15 protein-coding genes are annotated in these 20,919 nt (G+C 68.9%); 6 read left to right on the top strand and 9 right to left on the bottom strand.

What is annotated here, in order from left to right; genetic code table 11:
* Positions 1-23: 23 nt before the first annotated feature.
* The 6 genes from pheT to infC all read right to left on the bottom strand — a co-directional run bounded on the left by pheT (position 24) and on the right by infC (position 5,937).
* Positions 24-2,525 (bottom strand): phenylalanine--tRNA ligase subunit beta, encoded by a 2,502-nt coding sequence (pheT, locus tag OG947_RS21640; RefSeq protein ID WP_328812846.1) that lies wholly within the window; start codon positions 2,523-2,525, stop codon positions 24-26.
* Positions 2,526-2,573: 48 nt separating this feature from the next.
* Positions 2,574-3,668 (bottom strand): phenylalanine--tRNA ligase subunit alpha, encoded by a 1,095-nt coding sequence (gene pheS / locus OG947_RS21635; protein WP_081821415.1) that lies wholly within the window; start codon positions 3,666-3,668, stop codon positions 2,574-2,576.
* Between the two features lie 70 nt (positions 3,669-3,738).
* On the bottom strand, positions 3,739-4,578 hold the full coding sequence (locus OG947_RS21630; protein WP_037186780.1) for a TrmH family RNA methyltransferase: 840 nt from the start codon (positions 4,576-4,578) through the stop codon (positions 3,739-3,741).
* Entirely contained in the window at positions 4,578-4,967 is a 390-nt protein-coding gene (rplT, locus tag OG947_RS21625; protein ID WP_027506746.1) for a 50S ribosomal protein L20, read from the bottom strand. The genes OG947_RS21630 and rplT overlap by 1 nt, the downstream gene beginning before the upstream one ends.
* Before the next feature lie 47 nt (positions 4,968-5,014).
* Complete coding sequence (gene rpmI / locus OG947_RS21620; RefSeq protein WP_027506747.1) at positions 5,015-5,209, bottom strand: 50S ribosomal protein L35; 195 nt, start codon at positions 5,207-5,209, stop codon at positions 5,015-5,017.
* Between the two features lie 50 nt (positions 5,210-5,259).
* Positions 5,260-5,937, bottom strand: coding sequence for a translation initiation factor IF-3 (gene infC / locus OG947_RS21615; protein WP_082544654.1), 678 nt, complete (start codon positions 5,935-5,937; stop codon positions 5,260-5,262).
* A gap of 501 nt (positions 5,938-6,438) precedes the next feature.
* Here infC and OG947_RS21610 point away from each other — a divergent pair.
* Positions 6,439-6,831, top strand: coding sequence for a DUF1844 domain-containing protein (locus OG947_RS21610; RefSeq protein WP_231476444.1), 393 nt, complete (start codon positions 6,439-6,441; stop codon positions 6,829-6,831).
* Between the two features lie 19 nt (positions 6,832-6,850).
* Here OG947_RS21610 and uvrA read toward each other — a convergent pair whose 3' ends face one another.
* Positions 6,851-9,769, bottom strand: a complete 2,919-nt coding sequence (uvrA, locus tag OG947_RS21605) for an excinuclease ABC subunit UvrA (protein WP_222627015.1) — start codon at positions 9,767-9,769, stop codon at positions 6,851-6,853.
* Between the two features lie 210 nt (positions 9,770-9,979).
* On the opposite strand from uvrA, the gene OG947_RS21600 reads away from it, so the two are divergent.
* The 3 genes from OG947_RS21600 (at position 9,980) to OG947_RS21590 (ending at position 14,296) form a co-directional block, all read left to right on the top strand.
* Entirely contained in the window at positions 9,980-10,669 is a 690-nt protein-coding gene (locus OG947_RS21600) for an MBL fold metallo-hydrolase (protein WP_328812845.1), read from the top strand.
* A 163-nt stretch (positions 10,670-10,832) separates the two neighbouring features.
* On the top strand, positions 10,833-11,855 hold the full coding sequence (locus tag OG947_RS21595) for a DoxX family protein (protein WP_328812844.1): 1,023 nt from the start codon (positions 10,833-10,835) through the stop codon (positions 11,853-11,855).
* A gap of 155 nt (positions 11,856-12,010) precedes the next feature.
* Positions 12,011-14,296: a HelD family protein gene (locus OG947_RS21590; RefSeq protein ID WP_222638620.1), complete on the top strand. Its 2,286-nt coding sequence runs from the start codon at positions 12,011-12,013 to the stop codon at positions 14,294-14,296.
* Between the two features lie 56 nt (positions 14,297-14,352).
* On the opposite strand, the gene OG947_RS21585 is transcribed toward OG947_RS21590, so the two are convergent.
* On the bottom strand, positions 14,353-14,805 hold the full coding sequence (locus tag OG947_RS21585) for a universal stress protein (protein WP_027506754.1): 453 nt from the start codon (positions 14,803-14,805) through the stop codon (positions 14,353-14,355).
* Positions 14,806-14,932: 127 nt separating this feature from the next.
* On the opposite strand from OG947_RS21585, the gene OG947_RS21580 reads away from it, so the two are divergent.
* Both OG947_RS21580 and OG947_RS21575 read left to right on the top strand, forming a co-directional pair.
* Positions 14,933-17,818 carry an alpha/beta fold hydrolase gene (locus OG947_RS21580; RefSeq protein ID WP_328812842.1) on the top strand — a complete coding sequence of 962 codons (2,886 nt, stop codon included), beginning with the start codon at positions 14,933-14,935 and terminating at the stop codon, positions 17,816-17,818.
* Positions 17,815-18,699, top strand: coding sequence for an ABC transporter permease (locus tag OG947_RS21575; RefSeq protein WP_222638621.1), 885 nt, complete (start codon positions 17,815-17,817; stop codon positions 18,697-18,699). The genes OG947_RS21580 and OG947_RS21575 overlap by 4 nt, the downstream gene beginning before the upstream one ends.
* A gap of 57 nt (positions 18,700-18,756) precedes the next feature.
* On the opposite strand, the gene uvrB is transcribed toward OG947_RS21575, so the two are convergent.
* Positions 18,757-20,919 carry an excinuclease ABC subunit UvrB gene (gene uvrB / locus OG947_RS21570; RefSeq protein ID WP_027506756.1) on the bottom strand — a complete coding sequence of 721 codons (2,163 nt, stop codon included), beginning with the start codon at positions 20,917-20,919 and terminating at the stop codon, positions 18,757-18,759.

Below are 20,919 nucleotides of genomic sequence, written 5' to 3'. Positions count from 1 at the left end.
GCTCATTCAAAAGCGGCGCACCGTCAGTGTCGGAGTTCGGCTCCCACCGCCGTCGCCGCTGCCGCGACGGCGGCATCGCGAGCGGCACTCGCCTCGTCCTCGGTCAACGTACGGTCGGCCGCTCGGAACCGCAGGGCGAAGGCCAGCGACTTCCGGCCGGCACCGACCTGATCGCCGGAGAACACGTCGAAGACACGAATGTCCTCGAGGAGTGGGCCCGCCCCCGACACCAGAGCCGACTGCACGGCGGCGGCCGGGACGGACTCGTCGACGACGACCGCGACGTCCTGCAGCACGGCGGGGAACGGCGAGATGGACGGCGACGGCAGCGGCTCGCGGGTGGGAACGCGATCGAGGTCGATCTCCACCGCGCAGGTCCGCGGCGGCAGACCGGCGCGCTCGAGGACACCTGGATGCAGCTCACCCGCGTGCCCGACCACGACACCGTCGACAACGACTTCGGCACACCGGCCCGGATGCCACGGAAGGTAGTGGGCGGACCGGAGTTCCACCTCGACACCGGACGCGCTCGCGATCGTCCTCGCTGCGCTGAAGGCATCGGTGGCGTCGGCAGGACGGCCGGCGCCCCACGGCCCGGGTGCCGTCACCGCACCGGTCAGGACGACGGCGGCGTGCAGCGGCTGCACCGGCAACGACTGCTTCAGAGCGTCGATCTCGTCCTCGGTGGGACGACGGTCGACGGCGAGCGCATCGATCGGCCGCGTGCCCTCGCCCGGTTCGACGACCTGCGCGACGGCGAACAGCGCCAGATCCCGCTGTCCGCGCGAGACGTTGCGCTGGGCGATCTCCAGGAGACCGGGGACGAGAGTGGTCGCCAGTTCGGGTCGGTCCGCCTCCAACGGATTGAGCACCCGCGTGGTCACCCGGCGCGGATCGTCCGCGTCGAGTCCCCAGACGTCGAAGACCCCGGCCGGCAGGAACACGGGCGCGAGGACCTCGACGTGCCCCGTGTAGGCCAGTGCCCGACCCACCGCCCGGCGACGACGCTGGGCGGCGGTGAGTCCGCGGCCCGCGGGAGCGTGCGGCAGGACGGACGGGATGGACTCCAGTCCCTCGAGTCGCAGCACCTCCTCGACCAGGTCGGCGGCCTGACGGAGGTCGGGACGCCACGTCGGCGGCGTCACGACGGCCACCCCGCGCCCGGCCTCGGACACGTCCACGACGACCTCGCACCCGACCTGGGTGAGGCGGCGCACCGCGGTTCCGCTCGGATAGGTCACACCCGCCACCCGGTCCGGCAGGTCGAGATCCATGGTCACGGTGTCGGACACCGTCGGTGCACCGATGTCGGTGAGCAGCGGCTCCACCCGGCCGCCCGCGATCGAGGCCAGCAGTGCGGCGGCACGGTCGAGCGCGCGCACCGGGAGAGCGGAGTCCACCACTCGTTCGTAGCGACGGCTCGCCTCACTGGGCAGCCGGTGACGGCGCGCGGTGCGGAACACGGCGAGCGGGCTCCAGATGGCCGCCTCGAGCAGGATGTCGGTGGTCTCGTCGCCCACCTCGGTGGACGCGCCACCCATGACACCGGCCAACGACACCACGCCGGACTCGTCCGCAATGACGACGTCCTCCGGGTCGAGGGTGCGCACGGTGTCGTCGAGGGTGCGGAGCGTCTCCCCCGCCTCGGCCCGGCGGACCACCAACCCGCCCGACAGCGCGGAGGCGTCGAACGCGTGGAGCGGTTGGCCCAGTTCGAGCATGACGTAGTTGGTGACGTCGACCGCGGGCGAGATGGGTCGCACCCCGGACAGCAGCAGCCGCCGCTGGATCGTCCAGGGGGTCACCGCGGCCGGATCGATGCCCACGACGCGGCGCGCGGCGAAACGGGTGGCATCCGACTCGGAACGGACGTCGACGGGCCACGCCTCGCCCTCGGAGGCGGCCGCGGACACGACGGGCTGCGGGGCGTCGGCGGGATCGACGAAGTCCAGGTCGAAACCGCACGCCAGTTCGCGGCCGAGACCGCGCACGCTCAGGGCGTATCCGCGATCGGGCGTCACGTTGACGTCGAACACGGTGTCGTCCATGCCCAGAACGGCGAGTGCGTCGTCGCCGGGCACGGCCGTGCCGGCAGGCAGCACGAGAATGCCGGAGTGATCCGAACCGATACCGAGCTCGGACACCGAGCAGATCATGCCGTCGGACGTGCGCCCGTACGTGGACCGCGCGGCGATGGCGAACCCGCCGGGCAGAACACTGCCGGGAAGTGCGGCCACGATGAGGTCGCCCTCCGCGAAGTTCCTTGCACCGCAAACGATTCCGCGGGGCTCAGCCTCGCCCACCTCGACCAGGCAGAAGCGGATCGGCTTCTTGAACTCGGTCAACTCCTCGATGGACTGCACACGGCCGACGACCAACGGGCCCGCGATCTCCGGAAGGGGGATGACGTCCTCGATCTCGAAGCCGACGGACACGAACCCCGCGTCGAGCTCGTCAGCAGTGACGCTCCACTCAGGAGCGGCCTTCCGGACGACCTCGGTCAACCAGGACTGGGGCACTCGCACGACTTCTCCACTCTCTCTGTCTGAATGCTTGTCTGCAGGGGCCGAGCGTCAGCCGGCCACGCCGAAGGGCAGGCTGAACCGCACGTCGCCCTCGACGATGTCGCGCATGTCGGGAATGTCGTTGCGGAACTGCAGCGTTCGCTCGAGGCCCATACCGAAGGCGAACCCGCTGTAGATCTCCGGGTCGACGCCACAGGCGCGCAGCACGTTCGGATTCACCATGCCGCAGCCACCCCACTCGACCCAGCCCGCTCCACCCTTCTTGCGGGGGAACCACACGTCCACCTCCGCGGACGGCTCGGTGAACGGGAAGTAGTTGGGGCGCATACGGGTCCGCGTCTCCGGGCCGAACAGCGCACGCGCGAACGCGTCGAGCGTGCCGCGGAGATTGGCGAGCGTGAGCCCCTTGTCCACGGCGAGTCCCTCGACCTGATGAAAGACGGGCGTGTGCGTCGCGTCGAGTTCGTCCGTACGGAACGTACGCCCGGGGCACACCACGTAGATCGGCAGGTCGCGCTCGAGCATCGACCGCACCTGCACCGGCGAGGTGTGCGTGCGCAGCACCTGACGAGACCCCTCGGGCGCGACGTGGAACGTGTCCTGCATCGTCCGCGCGGGATGGTCGGGCAGGAAGTTGAGCGCGTCGAAGTTGAAGTGCTCGGTCTCCACCTCCGGGCCCTCGGCCACCTCCCACCCCATCGCCACGAAGACGTCGGCGACCTGATCGGCGATGACGGTGATGGGATGGCGGGCACCCACCGGGCGGCGGACGGACGGCAGGGTCACGTCGATCGCCTCGGCGACGAGCACGGCCGCGTCACGTTCGGCGAGCAGCACCTCACGACGATCGTCGAACGCGATCCGCACGCGGTCACGCGCCACCTTGACCCGCTTGCCGGCGTCGGCCCGCTCGGTCTTCGGCAGCGAGCCCAACGCGCGCTGTGCGAGCGCGAGGGGCGCCTTGTTCCCGATGTGGTGGATCTTGGCCTCGGACAGAGCGTCGATGTCGGACGCGGCGGCGAAGGCGGACTCGGCCTCGGTGACGGCTGCGTCCAGCGCCGCGTCGGTCAGCGCCTCCGCGTCGGCAGCGGCCTGATCGGCCTGCGCTTCACCCTCGTTGCGCTCCACGTCCACACACTCCATCGTCTCGATCGGCGAGCACCTCTGTCGCGGTGCTCCTCACGGTCGCCGGGCAGAACCCGGCGGGGAAAGCCTAGGCGGTGCCCCCGCGGCGCTGCACCCGCGCACCGGCGTACAGACACACGGCGGCCGCGGTGGCGAGGTTGAGACTCTCGGCGCGGCCGTGGATGGGAATGCGCACCCGGTGATCCGCAGCAGCCGCGACCTCGCGGGACAGCCCGTGCGCCTCGTTGCCGAACACCCAGGCGGTGGGCCCGGCCAGCGCGTCGTCGGCGTCGTCGAGGTCCAGTTCACCGTCGACGGTCGTCGCCAGCAGACTGGCGCCGGTCGCACGGACCGCGTCGAGTACCGCCGTCACCGAACGCTCCCGTGCGACGGGGAGATGGAAGAGACTTCCGGCGGACGCGCGGACGCTCTTGCCGTTCAGCGGATCGACACTGTCCCCGGCGAAGATCACCGCGCCGGCGCCGGCGGCGTCCGAGACGCGCAGGATGGTGCCCGCGTTGCCCGGCTCGGAGATGTCGACGACGACCGTCACGAGTGACGGGTTCGCGGCCAACGCCTCGGCCAGGGAGACGACGACGGACGTGCACACGGCCACGATTCCCGGCGGCGTCACGGTGTCCGACAGCGATTTCGCCGCGCGCTCGGTCATCAGCTGCGGCTGCGCACCGGCCGCGGCCGACGCCTCGAGCAGTCCGCGGTGCTCGTCGAACCAGCGCTCGGTGGCGAACACCTCGCGCACGACACCGGCGGCGACCGCCTCGGTCACCGCGTTCTCGCCCTCCGCGAGGAAGAGGCCGGTTCGCCGACGTTCGACGCCGCGCTGCAGCTTGACAGCCGAAACGACCCGCGGAGTCCGCTCGGTGAGCGGCGCCGCGGGTCGTGACGGAGTGTCGTCGAAGCGCCTGATCAGGCTGCTTCTCCGGCCGGTGCGTTGATGTCGGCAGGCAGTGCCGCCTTGGCGATCTCGACGAGTGCGGTGAACGCCGCAGCGTCGGAGACCGCGAGCTCGGCGAGGATCTTGCGGTCGACCTCGACCTCGGCGATCTTCAGACCCTGCACGAAACGGTTGTACGTGATGTCGTTCGCCCGAGCTGCCGCGTTGATACGCGTGATCCACAGCTTGCGGAAGTCACCCTTGCGAGCGCGGCGATCGCGGTACGCGTAGGTGAGCGAGTGGAGCTGCTGCTCCTTCGCCTTGGTGTAGAGACGCGAACGCTGCCCGCGGTATCCGCTGGACGCCTCGAGAATCGAACGACGCTTCTTCTGGGCGTTGACCGCCCTTTTCACGCGTGCCACTGGTGAATCCTGTCGTAGTGGGGCCTAGGGCCCGGGTGGGAAAGAGATCAGAGACCGAGAAGCCGCTTGACGCGGGGAACGTCGTTGGGGCTGACGACGGCCTTGCCGTCGAGGCGACGCGTCACGCGCGAGGACTTGTGCTCGAGCAGGTGGCGGCGGCCGGCCTTCTGGCGCAGGATCTTTCCGCTACCGGACACCTTGAATCGCTTCGCGGTGCCGCTGTGAGTCTTCGACTTGGGCATGAGTCCTCAGTTCTGTTACTTCGGTCGGTGGTGCTGGTGGATCCGAACGCTCAGGCGCTCGGTGTGGCTGGTGCCTGCGGCGTCGCCGGCGTCTGCGGAGCAGCGGGTGCCGGCGGTGTCGCCTCGGCGGCGGGTGCAGCAGTCGGCGCGGAGGCCGGCGGCGGCACGGTGGCGCGCGGTGCGTTGGACGCCTCCGCTGCCTTCGCCCTGGTCTTGGCGCCCTTGTGCGGAGCCAGGACCATCGTCATGTTGCGGCCGTCCTGCTTGGCCGAGGTCTCGACGAAGCCGTGCTCGGCGACGTCGGCGCCCAGGCGCTGCAGGAGGCGGTAACCGAGTTCGGGCCGCGACTGCTCGCGTCCACGGAACATGATGGTCACCTTGACCTTGGACCCGGCCTCGAGGAAGCGGACGACATGGCCCTTCTTCGTCTCGTAGTCGTGGTCGTCGATCTTGGGACGAAGCTTCTGCTCCTTGATGACCGTGAGCGTCTGGTTCTTGCGCGACTCACGAGCCTTCTGCGCGGCTTCGTACTTGAACTTGCCGTAGTCCATGATCTTGCAGACCGGCGGACGGGCGTCGGGTGCGACCTCGACGAGGTCGAGATCGGCTTCGACAGCCAGGCGGAGTGCATCTTCAACACGCACGATCCCCACCTGTTCACCGCCAGGTCCGACGAGTCGGACTTCGGGAACTCGGATGCGATCGTTGATGCGGGTCTCAGTGCTGATGGGGCCTCCTCGGTAGTGCGGTGACGGATGGTGGTGCTCGACCCGATGCGGTGCGCCGTCCTACGCGCTCCACACCGGCGCTCGTGCTCTCCGTCTACCTCGACACCGTGGCCACCCGATTTGTTCCCGCGGGAACCTTCCGAACGACGAAAACCCCGTCGCTCACGATCGAGATCGCGAGCAGCGGGGTCCGGTACCGACCGGTCGACGGATGTCACCATCCGCGGGCCACCTCGTCTCGTCGACGAAGCGCACCACTTCCCGATGTGGCTGGGAAGGACCGGAACCACTGCCCGGCGAACCGTGCGGTGGTGGGAGTCGGACTCCACTTGCTGCCTCCGGGTTCCGCATCCGTGCCCGGCACTCACGCGCCGACACGGACACACCTGAAGGCGGTCGTGGAAAGAAGAATAACACCAGGTGCCCTCGCGGACCGAATCCGTCCGGTCACGCACCGGGCGGGGACGTCGGTGTCGGCGCATCGTGGCATCGTCTGATGTCATGACGACCCCCGATGATGCCGTTCAGGCCGGTGCTCCCCAGGTGGAGGGCGATGCGCCGCAGCTCGAGCCGGACGTGCGTGAACTGGCCGACGTCCCTGCGATCGAGGTCATCAGCCGCGCCGCGGTGATGCTCATGAGCTCCGCCGCCGAGAAGCTGGGACTCTCCGACGCGGATCCGTCCGACAGCCCCCACCTCGACCTCGACGAGGCGAGACGCGTGATCACCGCACTCGCCGGACTGGTCACGGCCTCCGTGGAGTACCTGGGGCCGCACGCCGGCCCCATCCGCGAAGGGCTGCAGGCACTGCAGAAGGCGTTCCGCGAGCAGTCGGCGCACCCGGACGCGCCCGGCGCCGGGCCCGGCGAGAAGTACACCGGGCCCGTCCACTGACCGTCACGCGACGGCCCGGTCAGGAGACCGCGACAGGCTTGCGCTTGCGGGTCCGCTTGACCGGGACCGGTGGGGTCGAGGCGGCGTCGAGAGACTCCTGCAGGAACTTGCCGGTGTAGCTCTCGGGCACGGCGGCGATCTGCTCGGGAGTGCCCTCGGCCACCATCGTTCCGCCGCCGGATCCGCCCTCGGGTCCCATGTCGATGACCCAGTCGGACGTCTTGATGACGTCCAAGTTGTGCTCGATGACGATGACGGTGTTGCCCTTGTCCACCAGACCGTTGATCACCAGCAACAGCTTGCGGATGTCCTCGAAGTGCAGACCCGTGGTCGGCTCGTCGAGGATGTACACCGTGCGTCCCATGGAGCGCTTCTGCAGCTCTGCGGCCAGCTTCACACGCTGCGCTTCGCCGCCGGACAGCGTGGTGGCCGGCTGCCCCAGACGGACATAGCCCAGGCCCACCTCGTTCAGCGTCTTGAGGTACCGGTGGATCGAGGTGATCGGTTCGAAGAAGTCGGCCGCCTCCTCGATGGGCATGTTCAGCACCTCGGCGATGGTCTTGCCCTTGTAGTGGACCTCGAGCGTCTCCCGGTTGTACCGGGCACCGTGGCACACCTCGCACGGTACGTAGACGTCCGGCAGGAAGTTCATCTCGATCTTCAGGGTGCCGTCACCCGAGCACGCCTCGCACCGGCCGCCCTTCACGTTGAAGGAGAACCGACCCGGCTGGTAGCCGCGGATCTTGGCCTCGGTCGTCGCGGCGAACAGTGTCCTTATCTTGTCGAACACCCCGGTGTAGGTGGCCGCGTTGGACCGCGGCGTACGGCCGATGGGTGACTGGTCGACCCGGACCAGCTTGTCCAGCTGGTCGAGGCCGTTGACGCGGGTGTGCCGACCGGGTACCTGACGAGCGCCGTTGAGCTTGTTCGCCATCACCGTCGCCAGGATGTCGTTGACCAGCGTGGACTTGCCCGATCCCGACACGCCCGTCACGGAGGTGAGCACTCCCAGCGGGAAGCTGACGTCGATGTCCTGCAGGTTGTGCTCCCGGGCACCGATCACGGAGATCTTGCGCTTGGGATCGATCGGGCGACGTACCGCCGGGACATCGATGGCCGAGCGACCCGAGAGGTACGCCCCGGTGAGGCTCTCCGCGTTGGTGAGAAGCGTCTCGTAGGTTCCGCTGTGCACGACACGTCCGCCGCGCTCACCGGCGAGCGGGCCGATGTCGACGACCCAGTCGGACGTGCGAATGGTGTCCTCGTCGTGCTCGACGACTATGAGCGTGTTGCCGAGGTTGCGCAGCCGCGTGAGCGTGTCGATGAGCCGGCGGTTGTCCCGCTGGTGGAGGCCGATGGACGGCTCGTCCAGCACGTACAGGACTCCGACGAGACCACTGCCGATCTGCGTCGCCAGGCGGATGCGCTGCGCCTCGCCGCCCGACAGCGTTCCTGCCGCGCGCGACAGCGTGAGGTACTCGAGTCCCACGTCCAGCAGGAAGCCGAGGCGGGCCTGGATCTCCTTGAGCACCTGGCCGGCGATGGCCTCCTCACGCGGACCGAGCGTCAGCGTGTTCAGGAAGTTCGAGCACTCCGAGATGGACAGTGCACACACGTCGGCGATGGACTTGTCCCCGAAATCGCCCGCGGCGATGGTCACGGACAGGATCTCCGGGCGCAGGCGTGCACCCTCGCACACCGGGCAGTCGACCTCCCGCATGTAGCCGTCGTAGCGCTCTTTCATCTGCTCCGACTCGGTCTGATCCATCCGACGGTGCAGGAAGGGCATGACGCCCTCGAACTCGGCGTAGTAGGACCGGGTGCGTCCGTACCGGTTCTTGTAGCGGACGTGCACCTGATGCTCGCTGCCCTCGAGGACGGCACGCTTCACCTTGGCCGGCAGCTTCCGCCACGGTGTGTCGATGTCGAAGCCCATGGCGTCGGCGAGCCCGGACAGCAGCCGGCCGAAGTACTCGGACGTCTGGCCCATGGACCACGGCGCGATGGCGCCGTCCGCCAGGCTCAGATCGGGGTCCGGAACCACCAGTTCGGGGTCGACCTCCTTGCGGATGCCGAGTCCCGCACACTCGGGGCACGCGCCGTAGGGCGAGTTGAACGAGAACGCGCGGGGTTCGAGTTCGTCGACGGACAGCGGGTGCCCGTTGGGGCACGCCAGACGCTCGGAGAACCGGCGCTCACGGTCGGCGGCGTTCTCCTCGCGGTCGACGAAGTCGAGCACCAGGATGCCGTCGGCGAGGCGCAGCGCGGTCTCCACCGAGTCGGTGAGCCGCTGCTTGGACGACGCCTTGACGGTCAGGCGGTCGACCACCACCTCGATGTCGTGCTTGTCCTGCTTCTTCAGCTTGGGCGGATCGGTGAGCTGGTGCACGGTGCCGTCGACGCGGATACGCGAGTAACCCTGCGTGTTGAGCTGCTCGAAGAGGTCGACGAACTCGCCCTTGCGGGTGCGCACGACGGGAGCGAGCACCTGGAAACGCAGGCCCTCCTCCATCGCGAGCACCTGGTCGACGATCTGCTGGGGCGACTGCTTGGCGATGCGCTCACCGCACTGCGGGCAGTGCGCCGTGCCGGCTCGTGCGTAGAGCAGGCGCAGGTAGTCGTAGACCTCGGTGATGGTGCCGACCGTGGACCGCGGGTTGCGGTTGGTCGACTTCTGATCGATCGAGACCGCGGGCGAGAGGCCCTCGATGAAGTCGACGTCCGGCTTGTCCATCTGGCCCAGGAACTGGCGCGCGTAGGCCGAGAGCGACTCGACGTAGCGGCGCTGACCCTCGGCGAAGATGGTGTCGAACGCCAGGCTCGACTTGCCCGACCCGGACAGACCGGTGAACACGATGAGACTGTCCCGGGGCAGATCGATGTCGACGCCCTTGAGATTGTGTTCGCGTGCGCCCTGCACTACCAGGCGATCCGCCACGGTTGTCCTCTCCTTCGTCACGGCCCACGGCCGTGCAACGTGCTGCGTCGACTCTCTCGTCGACCGCGTGAACTGCCCACTCTTCGTCGGACATGTCGTGTTCGGACACGACAGGCTTCGACGACCATATGCCCGAGGTCCGACAGACTCGACCGGCCGACGGGCTCCGCGCCCGGCTCACGACCGGTCGTCGTGGGTAATCTCACGCTCATGACCGAGAATGCACCGACGATCTCCGACGACTACACCGGCGAGGTGTCCGTGGGGACGGGCTCGCAGCGCCGGACCCTGTCGCACGCCACGATCGTGAAGACCTCGGTGGGCCCGATGGACAACAACGCCTACCTCGTCGTCTGTTCCCGGACGGGCCGATCGCTGCTCGTCGACGCCGCGAACGACGCTCCGACGCTGCGCGCCGTCGTCGACCGCGTGGCACCCGAGGTCTCGCTGATCGTCACGACGCACCAGCACTTCGACCACTGGCAGGCACTCGAGGACGTCGCGTCGGCGACGGGCGCCCCGTCGGCGGCACATCCGCTCGATGCGGAACCGCTCCCCGTCGCCCCCACCCGCCTGCTCGACGACGGCGACTCCGTGCAGGTCGGCGACGTCACCCTCGACGTGATCCACCTCCGCGGCCACACTCCCGGGTCGATCGCGCTGGCGCTCACGGACCCCGAGAGCGGCGTCGTGCACCTGTTCACCGGCGACTCGCTCTTCCCCGGCGGCGTCGGCAAGACCGACGGAGAGGCGAACTTCGTGTCGCTGCTGGACGACGTGGAATCGCGGATCTTCGGTCGCTACGACGATCGAACGGTCGTCTACCCGGGCCACGGCAAGGACACGACGCTGGGCTCGGAACGTCCTCACCTTCCCGAATGGCGGACCCGCGGCTGGTGATCCGTCACCACGATCCGGTCCCCCGCCCGCCCCGCGATTCAATCGCCGGGGCGGGGGGTATGGATACAGTTCGAGAGCGTCACATGCATGTCATGGGCGTGAACAACCGCACTCGTGCAGCCAGAGCAGTCCCCCACACCACAGCCGCAACGCAGGAGGCTCAGTGATTGTCCGCCGGATCGCCCGACCGATGCTCGCATCCATCTTCATCGCAGGAGGCGTGGATGCGCTGCGCAACCCCGCCGGAAGGGCTCAGGCCGCGAAGCCTCTGATCGAGAAGAGCCAGGACGCCCTTCCCGACGAGGTGACGCAGAACGTTCCCTCCGACCCCGAGACGCTGGTCAAGATCAACGCCGCGGTGCAGATCGGCGGCGGATTCCTTCTCGCGACCGGTCGGGCGCCGCGCCTCGCGTCCACCGTGCTCGCGGGCAGCCTCGTCCCGACGACCCTCGCGGGTCACTCCTTCTGGAACGAGACGGACCCGCAGGCGAAGGCGCTGCAGCGCACCCAGTTCATCAAGAACGTCAGCCTCCTCGGCGGCCTGCTCATCGCCGCCGTCGACACCGAGGGCAAGCCGTCCGTCGCCTGGCGCGGTCGCAAGGCGGCCAAGTCGGCCAAGGTCGCCGTCGCCGGCGCCCTCCCGATGGTGTCCTCCTCGGACAGCTCCGAGACACTCGCCCACGCCGGCGAGCGCGCCAAGGAGCTCGCGGTCGTCGCCGCCGAGCGCGCACAGCCGCTCGTCGAGATCGCCTCGCAGCGTGGCGCCGAGCTGGCGGACGTCGCCCAGGATCGCGGCGGCAAGCTCGCCGAGCTGGCGAAGGAGCGCAGTGCCAAGTGGGCCGATCTGGCCGCTGCACGCGCATCCGAGTTCGCCGACGTCGCCCAGGATCGCGGCAGCAAGTACGCCGAGATCGCCGCGTCCCGCGGTGCCGAGCTGGCCGAGAAGGCCAAGGCCGACGGCAGCGATCTGGCGGAGAAGTACGGCAAGAAGGCCCGCAAGCAGGCCAAGAAGTCCGGCAAGGACGCGCGCAAGCAGTTCGACGCAGCGCGCAAGGAGTACAAGAAGCAGTACAAGTCCACCAGCAAGGACGCGCAGAAGCAGCTGCAGGCCTCGCTCGAGGACGCCGAGAAGCGCGCCAAGGAGGCACGGGCCCGCGTCGAGGGCACGGTGCACCAGTACCTCTGATCTTTTCCCCGCAGCACACGGCCGGTGTTCCCGAGAGATCGGGGGCACCGGCCGTTGCCGTCGGGAGCCCGTAGACTTTTCTGGCGCTTCCGTGCGCCGCCGAGAGGTGCACGACCGCCCTCGTCACCCCGCCCCACTCGCGTACAGGAGACCATGTGCCGGATCAGGGCACCCCGACAGATCTGCACGACGCCGACCTCGATCAGGAACAACAGCGCGTCACCCTGCTCTACGACCGCCTCGACGCTCTGCGGACCTATGCACGGTCCCGGCTGAGCGCCGTCCTGCTCCAGACGGGCGGGACACCGCAGGCGCGCAGCGAACGCGAGTCCTACTCGGCTCTCTACAACGACGACATCGCGAAGTACGACGCGTCCGAGAACGGTCTGTGCTTCGGCCGGATCGACGTCGAGGACGACGCGCCGCGCTACATCGGCCGTGTCGGCATCCTCGACGAGGACGACGACTACCAGTCGTTGCTCTACGACTGGCGCGCCCCGCTGGCCCGCCCGTTCTATCTCGCCACGCCCGCCGCCCCCGAGGGCGTCGTACGTCGTCGCCACATCCGGACGCGCAGTCGACGCGTCACCGGGGTGGCGGACGAGTACCTGGACCTCCGGACGGCGCAGGACGCCGGCGTCGCCACCGGATCGGACGGTGTCGCCGGTGAGAGCGCTCTGCTGTCCGCGCTCAACGCCGCACGCACGGGACAGATGAACGACATCGTCGAGACCATCCAGCGCGAGCAGGACGACATCATCCGGTCCACGCATCGCAGCGTCCTGGTGGTGCAGGGTGGCCCCGGCACCGGCAAGACGGCGGTGGCCCTGCACCGCGCCGCCTACCTGCTGTACACGTACCGCAAGCAGCTGGACAAGAGCGGCGTGCTGATCATCGGACCGAACAGCACCTTCCTCGACTACATCGGCCAGGTGCTGCCCTCCCTGGGCGAGACGGGGGTGCTGCTGTCGACCATCGGGGATCTGTACCCGGGTGTCGACGCGAGCCGCGAGGACTCCGCGCGCGCGGCGGAACTCAAGGGCTCCCTCGACATCGTCGACGTCCTGATCGCCGCCGTGCGCGACCGTCAGGAACTTCCGTCGGAGCCGGTGTCGGTCGACTTCGACACCTACACATTGCGGATCGACCGCAAGATGGTCACGCGCGCACGGGGACGAGCGCGGTCCTCGCGTCGACCCCACAACCTCGCTCGACCGATCTTCGTGTCCACCATGATCGATCTGCTCGCCGACCAGTTCGCCGCCATCGTGGGCGGTGACGTACTCGACGGGTCGAATCTGCTGAGCCGTGACGACATAGCCGACATCCGCGACGAGATGCGGGAGAGCCCCGAACTGATGGGTGCGATCGGCGCACTGTGGCCGGAGCTGTCCGCCCAGGACGTTCTCGCCGGACTGCTGGCCTCGGCCGAACGGCTGCGGACGGCCGCACCGGGGTGGGACCCCGAGGACCGTGCCGCCCTCGAACGGTCGGACGACGGACGCTTCAGCGGTGCCGACGCTCCACTGCTCGACGAGCTCGCCGAGCTCCTGGGTATCGACGACGCCGCGGAACGCGAACGGGAACAGCGTCGCTGGCGCGCCCAGATCGAGGACGCCCAGGGCGCTCTCGACATCCTGACCGGATCGGCACCGCAGGATCTCGAGGACGAACTCGATCCGGAGATCCTCATGGCGTACGACCTCATCGACGCCGACAGACTCGCCCAGCGTCAGGGGCACGGACGCCGGTTGACGGCGGCCGAACGCGCGGCCGGCGACCGCACGTGGACCTACGGCCACGTCATCGTCGACGAGGCGCAGGAACTCTCGCAGATGGCGTGGCGGATGGTCATGCGCCGCATACCCAATCGATGGATGACCCTCGTGGGCGACGTGGCCCAGACGGGCGACACGGCGGGTGCCTCGTCCTGGCAGGACGTCCTGGGCCCCTATGTGGCGCAACGGTGGAAGCTGACCGAACTCACCGTGAACTACCGCACCCCCGCGGCGATCATGGAGATCGCCCGGCGAGTTCTCTCGACGCTCGACCCGGCCGCATCGATCCCGCGGTCGGTGCGGGACAACGGTGAGACGCCGTGGGCGCATCGAGTCACGGAGGACGATCTGGTGTCGGCGGTCGAACGCCACGTCGCCGCGCATCCGCGCCCGGGGATGTCGGCGGTGCTGGCACCCGCGGACATCGCCGCGCGGCTCGCACACCTGGGGGCCGACGACGTCCGGGTGTGCACGGTGCGCGACGCGAAGGGACTCGAGTTCGACTCGGTGCTCATCGTGGAACCCGCACGGATCGTGGACGACTCGGCCCGCGGCCTGAACGATCTGTACGTCGCGCTCACGCGCGCGACACAGCGGCTGGGAATCGTCCACACATCGCCGCTACCGGACGTGATGGGACCCATCGCCCCCGTGACGCAGTGATGCCGTCACGGCATGAACGGATCGTGCCGTGACGGCATCCAGCGGTGGTTCGAGCGTCAGTGCGTGGTGTGCACGATCAACACGTCGCAGCGCGCCTTGCGAGCCGCATCGGACGGAACCGAGCCGAGCAGGCGGCCGGTGAGCGAGTTCAGTCCACGGTTCCCCACCACGAGCAGATCCGCCTTCACCTCGCCGACGAGCTCGAGCAGCGAGTCGACGGGGTTGCCCACCACGGGACGCTCCTCGATCGACGAGGCGCCGGCCGCCACCGCACGCTCCCGCGCGACACGCAGAATCTCCTGTGTCGGAGCGGATCCCGTGATCTGGTACGCGTCGTCCTTCAGTGCGTCCGCGTCCTGCGAGGACGCCTTCGAGTCCGCCGGGTAGTACGCACACGCGATGTAGAGCGTCGCGGCGGAATCGCCCGACAGCGCTGCCGCCTTCTCCACGGCCCGCAGTGACGAATCGGAGCCATCGGTTCCGACGACGACGTTGCGGTAAGCGCTCATACATTCCTCCAGTGGTCATGTCCCGACGATCATCGAGTGTCGATTCGAGACATTAGTCGCAGCGGCGACCGCCCGACGCGGCTTCCGGTCGAAAGCACGTGTCTCTCCCCTCGCATACATTGAAGTAATGCCACGACCTCGATTCCGGTTGCCCGGACGCGCCTCGACGCTCGGACGACCGGTGATCGTCGTCGCGGTGCTCGTCGTCCTCGCCCTCGCCGTGGCGTCGTTCGCACTTCTGCGCGACTCGAACGGTTCCGCGTCGTCGGTGCGGACCGAGGACGCCGTCCGCACACTGCCGGAGAGTCCGGGCAGCAGTGCCACCGTCGACATCGACACGACGCTGTACCTGCCGGACACGGACGGGCCCGTACCGGCGGTGTTGTTGGCCCACGGCTTCGGCGGCGACAAGAACTCGGTGGCCGCCCAGGCACGGGATCTCGCGTCGCGAGGGCTCGTCGTCCTCGCGTACAGCGCGCGCGGCTTCGGCCTCAGCACCGGCAGCATCGGCCTCAACGATCCCGATCGTGAGGTGGCCGACGCTCGCGGGCTGATCGACTACCTGGCCACTCGCCCCGAGGTGCAACTCGATTCCCCGGGTGACCCTCGGGTCGGCGTCGCCGGTGGTTCCTACGGCGGCGCGCTCGCGCTCATGGCGGCCGGAACCGATCCTCGCATCGACGCGGACGCCGCCTCGATCACGTGGAACGACCTGAACCAGTCCCTCTTTCCCAACTACTCGGTGGCCGAGCCGTCGTCGCAGGCACCGACACCCGCCGTGTCCGAGGGCAGCGACGCCGGCGTCCTGAAGCGCGGCTGGGCCGGCATCTTCTTCGGCGCCGGTGCGGCCCCCGCTCCCGGTGGAGCCGGCGACGCTCCGACATCGACCGCCCCCGCTGGAGCATGCGGCCGGTTCGCCCTCCAGGTGTGTCTCGCGTACGCGGAGTCCGCGGTGAGCGGACAACCGTCCGAGGCCACCAGCGAACTGCTGCGTGCGCGCTCGCCCCGGTCGTTCGCCTCCTCGATCACCGCACCCACCCTGCTCGTACAGGGCCAGCGCGACACCCTCTTCGGACTCGACCAGGCCGACGCCACCGCGCGGCAGATCGCGGCGGCCGGTGGCTCGGTCCAGGTGCGGTGGTTCGACGGCGGCCACGATGCCGGCGGGACCGACGCCACCGCGGACGGTGCGGTCGCGGACTTCCTGGTGCAGCATCTGATCGGGGACGGGACCGACTCCCCGCGCGCCGATTCGGCGTTCACGTACGCGTTGGCGGGCGATCCGACCGACCAGGGCGATCGGGCTCGCGAACTCACCGCCGCCGCGTATCCGGGGCTCTCGGACGCCACTCCGACCGAACGCCAGGACTTCCCGCTCACCTCGGCCACCGGCAACGACACTCAGACCGTCGTCCGGCCGCCCGGTGGGTCCCCGGCTGCTCTCACGTCTCTGCCCGGGGTCGGCTCCGCCTCGGTCCTCGGCGGCGCCGCGGCCGGGCTCGGCGGGGCCGCGAGCGCACTCCTGACGGGCGACATCCCGGGACAGACCGCGTCGTTCGTCACGGAGCCGCTCGACTCGTCGTACACGATCGTCGGTACGTCGTCGGTGTCCGTCACCGTCGGTCCGACCACCTCGCCGAGCGGCACCGTGCTCTTCGCCAAGCTGTACGACGTGTCCGACGACGGTCGGCGCACTCTGCCCAACGGCCTGGTGTCCGCGGTGCGGGTCCCCCCGTCCGACCAGCCCTCCACGGTGAGCGTCACGTTGCCTGGCATGGCGTACCAGGTCGCCGCTGGGAATCGCGTCGAGGTGGCGTTCTCCACCACCGACCAGGCCTACGCCGTCCCGCTCGAGCCCGCGGCGGTGTCGGTCACACTCTCCGACGCCACGCTCGCGCTGCCCGAGGTACCCGCCGAGAACGCGGAGTCGACGTTCCCGTGGGTCCCCGTCGTGGGCATCGCGGGGCTCGCCGTGCTGGTCGCCGCCCTCGTCGCTCTCGCATCGTTCATCTCCCGGCGTCGCACCGTCGCCGAGGTGGACGAGTCGCTGGTGGACGTCCCGCTGGTGATCACCGATCTCGCGAAGAGCTACTCCAACGGCTTCCGCGCGGTGGACGGCGTGTCGTTCCGCGTCGGCGCGGGGCAGGTGCTCGGGCTCCTCGGCCCCAACGGCGCCGGCAAGACCACCACGCTGCGCATGCTGATGGGCCTCATCACGCCCTCCAGCGGCGAGATCCGGGTCTTCGGGCACCTGGTCTCTCCGGGGGCGCCGGTCCTGTCCCGACTCGGTTCCTTCGTCGAGGGGTCCGGATTCCTTCCCCATCTCTCGGGGATGGAGAACCTGGACCTGTACTGGAAGGCGACCGGCCGACCGGCGGAGGACGCCCATCTCGAGGAGGCACTCGAGATCGCCGACCTCGGCACGGCGATCCACCGCAAGGTCCGGTCGTACAGCCAGGGCATGCGGCAACGGCTCGCCATCGCGCAGGCGATGCTCGGACTCCCGGACCTCATGGTCCTGGACGAACCCACCAACGGGCTCGACCCGCCCCAGATCCGCACCATGCGCGACGTCCTCATCCGCTACGCGCAGACGGGACGCACGGTCCTGGTCAGCAGCCACCTGCTGGCGGAGGTCGAGCAGACCTGCACGCACGTCGTCGTCATGAACAAGGGCGTCGTCATCAGCTCCGGGACGGTCGACGATCTGATCGGCGCGAGCGGTCCGCTGGAGTTCCGTGTCGATCGGCCCGCCGATGCCGTCTCGGTGCTGCGAGGCATCGACGGCATGGGCGAGGTCGTCGAGGCGGAACCGGAGGGCGCGATCAAGGCGCAGCTCGGAGTGCTCGATCCCGCGATGGTGGTGCGGACGTTGGTGGGCGCCGGTATCGGCGTCTCCTCCGCGTCGCGATCGACACGACTCGAGGACGTCTTCCTCGACCTCGTGCACGACGACACCGACCGACTCCGTCATGCGGCGGAAGCATCCTCGGGGAACGGAACGACCACATGAGCGCCGACAGTCGACCGACGACCACCGCCGCGGCGCATCCGGACGGCCGGGTCGCGGGGTACACCCCCGCGGGCACGCTGTCGCTACGGACCGAGCTGACGCGGCAGTTCACGCGGCGGAGAACCCAGTTGTCCCTGGGCTTCCTCGCGTTGCTGCCCGTCATCATGGCCATCGCGTTCACGGTGGGCGGGTCGGACTCCGACACCGCCAGCGGGAGCCTCATCGACCTGGGCACGCAGAGCGGGGTGAACTTTCTCGTCTTCGCCCTGTTCGTGTCGGTGGGATTCCTGCTGATCGTGGTGGTGGCGCTGTTCTTCGGCGACGCGATCGCCAGCGAGGCATCGTGGTCGAGTCTGCGCTACCTGCTCGCGGTTCCTGTTCCGCGAGGTCGGCTGCTGCGACAGAAGGCCCTGGTGTCGGCGATCCTGTCGCTCGCCGCGCTGCTCACGCTCGTGGGGGTGTCGCTCATCCTGGGCAGCGTGCTGTACGGCCTGGGGTCGCTGGTGTCACCCTTCGGCGATGCCCTGTCGTTCGGGCTGTCGATCGGGAGGCTCGCGATCGGCGTCGTCTTCATCGCGATCAATCTGACGTGGGTGGCCGGGCTGGCACTCGCCCTGTCGGTGTCCACCGACGCGCCCCTGGGCGCGGTCGGCGGCACGGTGATGGTGTCGATCGTGGCCCAGATCCTCGATCAGATCACGGCACTGGGATCACTGCGCAACCTGTTGCCCGGCCACTACTCGACGTCGTGGACGGGCGTGCTGTCACCGACGCTGTCGTGGAACGACCTGCTCGACGGCGCCTTCTCCTCGCTCGCGTACGCCACGATCTTCGGCATCATCGCGTGGCGACGATTCGCGACGAAGGACATCACGAGCTGACGACGAGGCCCGGCACCGTGTCCGTCGGTGCCGGGCCTTCTCGTGTGCGAGGACGGGTCAGGACAGGCCCGCGGCGTCCATCCCGCGCAGCTCCTTCTTGAGGTCCTGGATCTCGTCGCGCAGACGGCCTGCCAGCTCGAACTGAAGTTCGCGCGCCGCGTTCATCATCTGATCGGTGAGCTGCTTGACCAGGTCTGCCAGCTCGGCGCGCGGCATGGTCGAGACGTCGCGCCCCTCCACGACACCGCTGCTGCCGGCTCGTCCCGCCTCGCCGGGCGCCCGCCGGCCACGGCTCGCGTTGCGGCCCGATCCACCGATGTCCACGGTGGCCTCGGTGTCCTCCGCCTCCTCGTACACCTGGTCGAGGATGTCGGCGATCTTCTTCCGCAGCGGCTGCGGATCCACGCCCATCTTCTCGTTGTAGGCGATCTGCTTGGCGCGACGACGCTCGGTCTCCTCCATGGCGTACTGCATCGAGTCGGTGATCTTGTCGGCGTACATGTGCACCTGGCCGGACACGTTTCGGGCCGCACGGCCGATGGTCTGCACCAGGCTGGTCCCGCTGCGCAGGAAGCCCTCCTTGTCGGCGTCCAGGATCGCGACGAGGGAGACCTCCGGGAGGTCCAGACCCTCACGGAGCAGGTTGATGCCGATGAGCACGTCGTACTCGCCGAGCCGGAGCTGACGCAGCAGCTCGACGCGTCGGAGAGTGTCGATGTCGGAGTGCAGGTAGCGCACCCGGATACCGAGCTCGAGCAGGTAGTCGGTCAGATCCTCCGCCATCTTCTTGGTCAGCGTGGTGACCAGGATGCGCTCGTCCTTCTCGGTGCGCTGGCGGATCTCGTGCACGAGGTCGTCGATCTGGCCCTTGGTGGGCTTGACGACGATCTCGGGGTCGACCAGGCCGGTCGGGCGGATGACCTGCTCGACGACCTCACCGCCGCTCTGTCCCAGCTCGTACTTGCCGGGGGTGGCCGACAGGTACACCGTCTGCCCGATGCGCTGCGTGAACTCCTCCCACGTCAGGGGGCGATTGTCGGTGGCCGACGGCAGCCGGAAGCCGAACTCCACGAGGTTGCGCTTGCGCGACATGTCCCCCTCGTACATGGCACCGATCTGGGGCACCGTCACGTGGGACTCGTCGATGACGAGCAGGAAGTCGTCCGGGAAGTAGTCGATGAGTGTGGCCGGCGCAGTCCCGGCAGGTCGCCCGTCGATGTGGCGCGAGTAGTTCTCGATGCCGGAGCAGAAGCCGACCTGCTTGATCATCTCGAGGTCGTACTGCGTACGCATGCGCAACCGCTGGGCCTCGAGCAGCTTGCCCTTGCCCTCCAGGTCGGCGAGCCGCTCCTCGAGCTCGGCCTCGATGTCCCGCACCGCACGCTCCATGCGCTCGGGCCCGGCGACGTAGTGGGTCGCCGGGAAGATGCGCACGCTGTCGACCTGGCGCACCACGTCGCCGGTGAGCGGATGGAGGAAGTACAGCGCCTCGATCTCGTCGCCGAAGAACTCGATCCGGACGGCGAGTTCCTCGTAGGACGGGATGATCTCGACGGTGTCGCCGCGCACACGGAACGATCCGCGGGTGAACGCCATGTCGTTGCGGGTGTATTGCACGTCGACCAGCAGCCGGAGGAACTTGTCTCGCGGGACCTCCTGCCCCACCTCGAGATGCACCGAGCGGTCCACGTAGGACTGCGGCGTGCCGAGACCGTAGATGCACGACACCGAGGCGACCACCACGACGTCGCGACGGGACAGCAGGTTTGCCGTTGCCGAGTGACGGAGCCGCTCGACGTCGTCGTTGACCGACGAGTCCTTCTCGATGTAGGTGTCGGTCTGGGCGATGTAGGCCTCGGGCTGGTAGTAGTCGTAGTACGAGACGAAGTACTCGACGGAGTTGTTGGGCAACATCTCTCGCAGTTCGTTGGCCAACTGCGCAGCCAACGTCTTGTTGGGCGCCATGAGCAACGTGGGCCGTTGCACCTGCTCGATCAACCACGCGGTGGTGGCCGACTTTCCGGTGCCGGTGGCGCCCAGGAGCACGATGTCCTTCTCGCCCGCCTGGACCCGCTTGGTCAGCTCCGCGATGGCCGTCGGCTGATCGCCCGCAGGGCTGTACTCGCTGACCACCTCGAAGGGACGATCGCTGCGCTCGATGTCGCCCACGGGACGGAACTCGGAGTGCGCCAGGACGGGTTGTTCAGCTGCAAAAGCCAT

Source organism: Rhodococcus sp. NBC_00297, from assembly GCF_036173065.1.
Taxonomy (GTDB): Bacteria; Actinomycetota; Actinomycetes; order Mycobacteriales; family Mycobacteriaceae; genus Rhodococcoides.
This window is presented reverse-complemented; position numbering and strand designations above follow the sequence as displayed.

Excerpts from the sequence above, each read along its gene's own strand:
- OG947_RS21610 (WP_231476444.1), top strand. The coding sequence starts at position 6,439 with ATGACGACCCCCGATGATGCCGTTCAGGCCGGTGCTCCCCAGGTGGAG.
- OG947_RS21585 (WP_027506754.1), bottom strand. The coding sequence starts at position 14,805 with ATGAGCGCTTACCGCAACGTCGTCGTCGGAACCGATGGCTCCGATTCG.
- rpmI (WP_027506747.1), bottom strand. The coding sequence starts at position 5,209 with ATGCCCAAGTCGAAGACTCACAGCGGCACCGCGAAGCGATTCAAGGTG.
- OG947_RS21580 (WP_328812842.1), top strand. The coding sequence starts at position 14,933 with ATGCCACGACCTCGATTCCGGTTGCCCGGACGCGCCTCGACGCTCGGA.
- pheS (WP_081821415.1), bottom strand. The coding sequence starts at position 3,668 with ATGGAGTGTGTGGACGTGGAGCGCAACGAGGGTGAAGCGCAGGCCGAT.
- OG947_RS21600 (WP_328812845.1), top strand. The coding sequence starts at position 9,980 with ATGACCGAGAATGCACCGACGATCTCCGACGACTACACCGGCGAGGTG.
- uvrB (WP_027506756.1), bottom strand. The coding sequence starts at position 20,919 with ATGGCTTTTGCAGCTGAACAACCCGTCCTGGCGCACTCCGAGTTCCGT.
- OG947_RS21575 (WP_222638621.1), top strand. The coding sequence starts at position 17,815 with ATGAGCGCCGACAGTCGACCGACGACCACCGCCGCGGCGCATCCGGAC.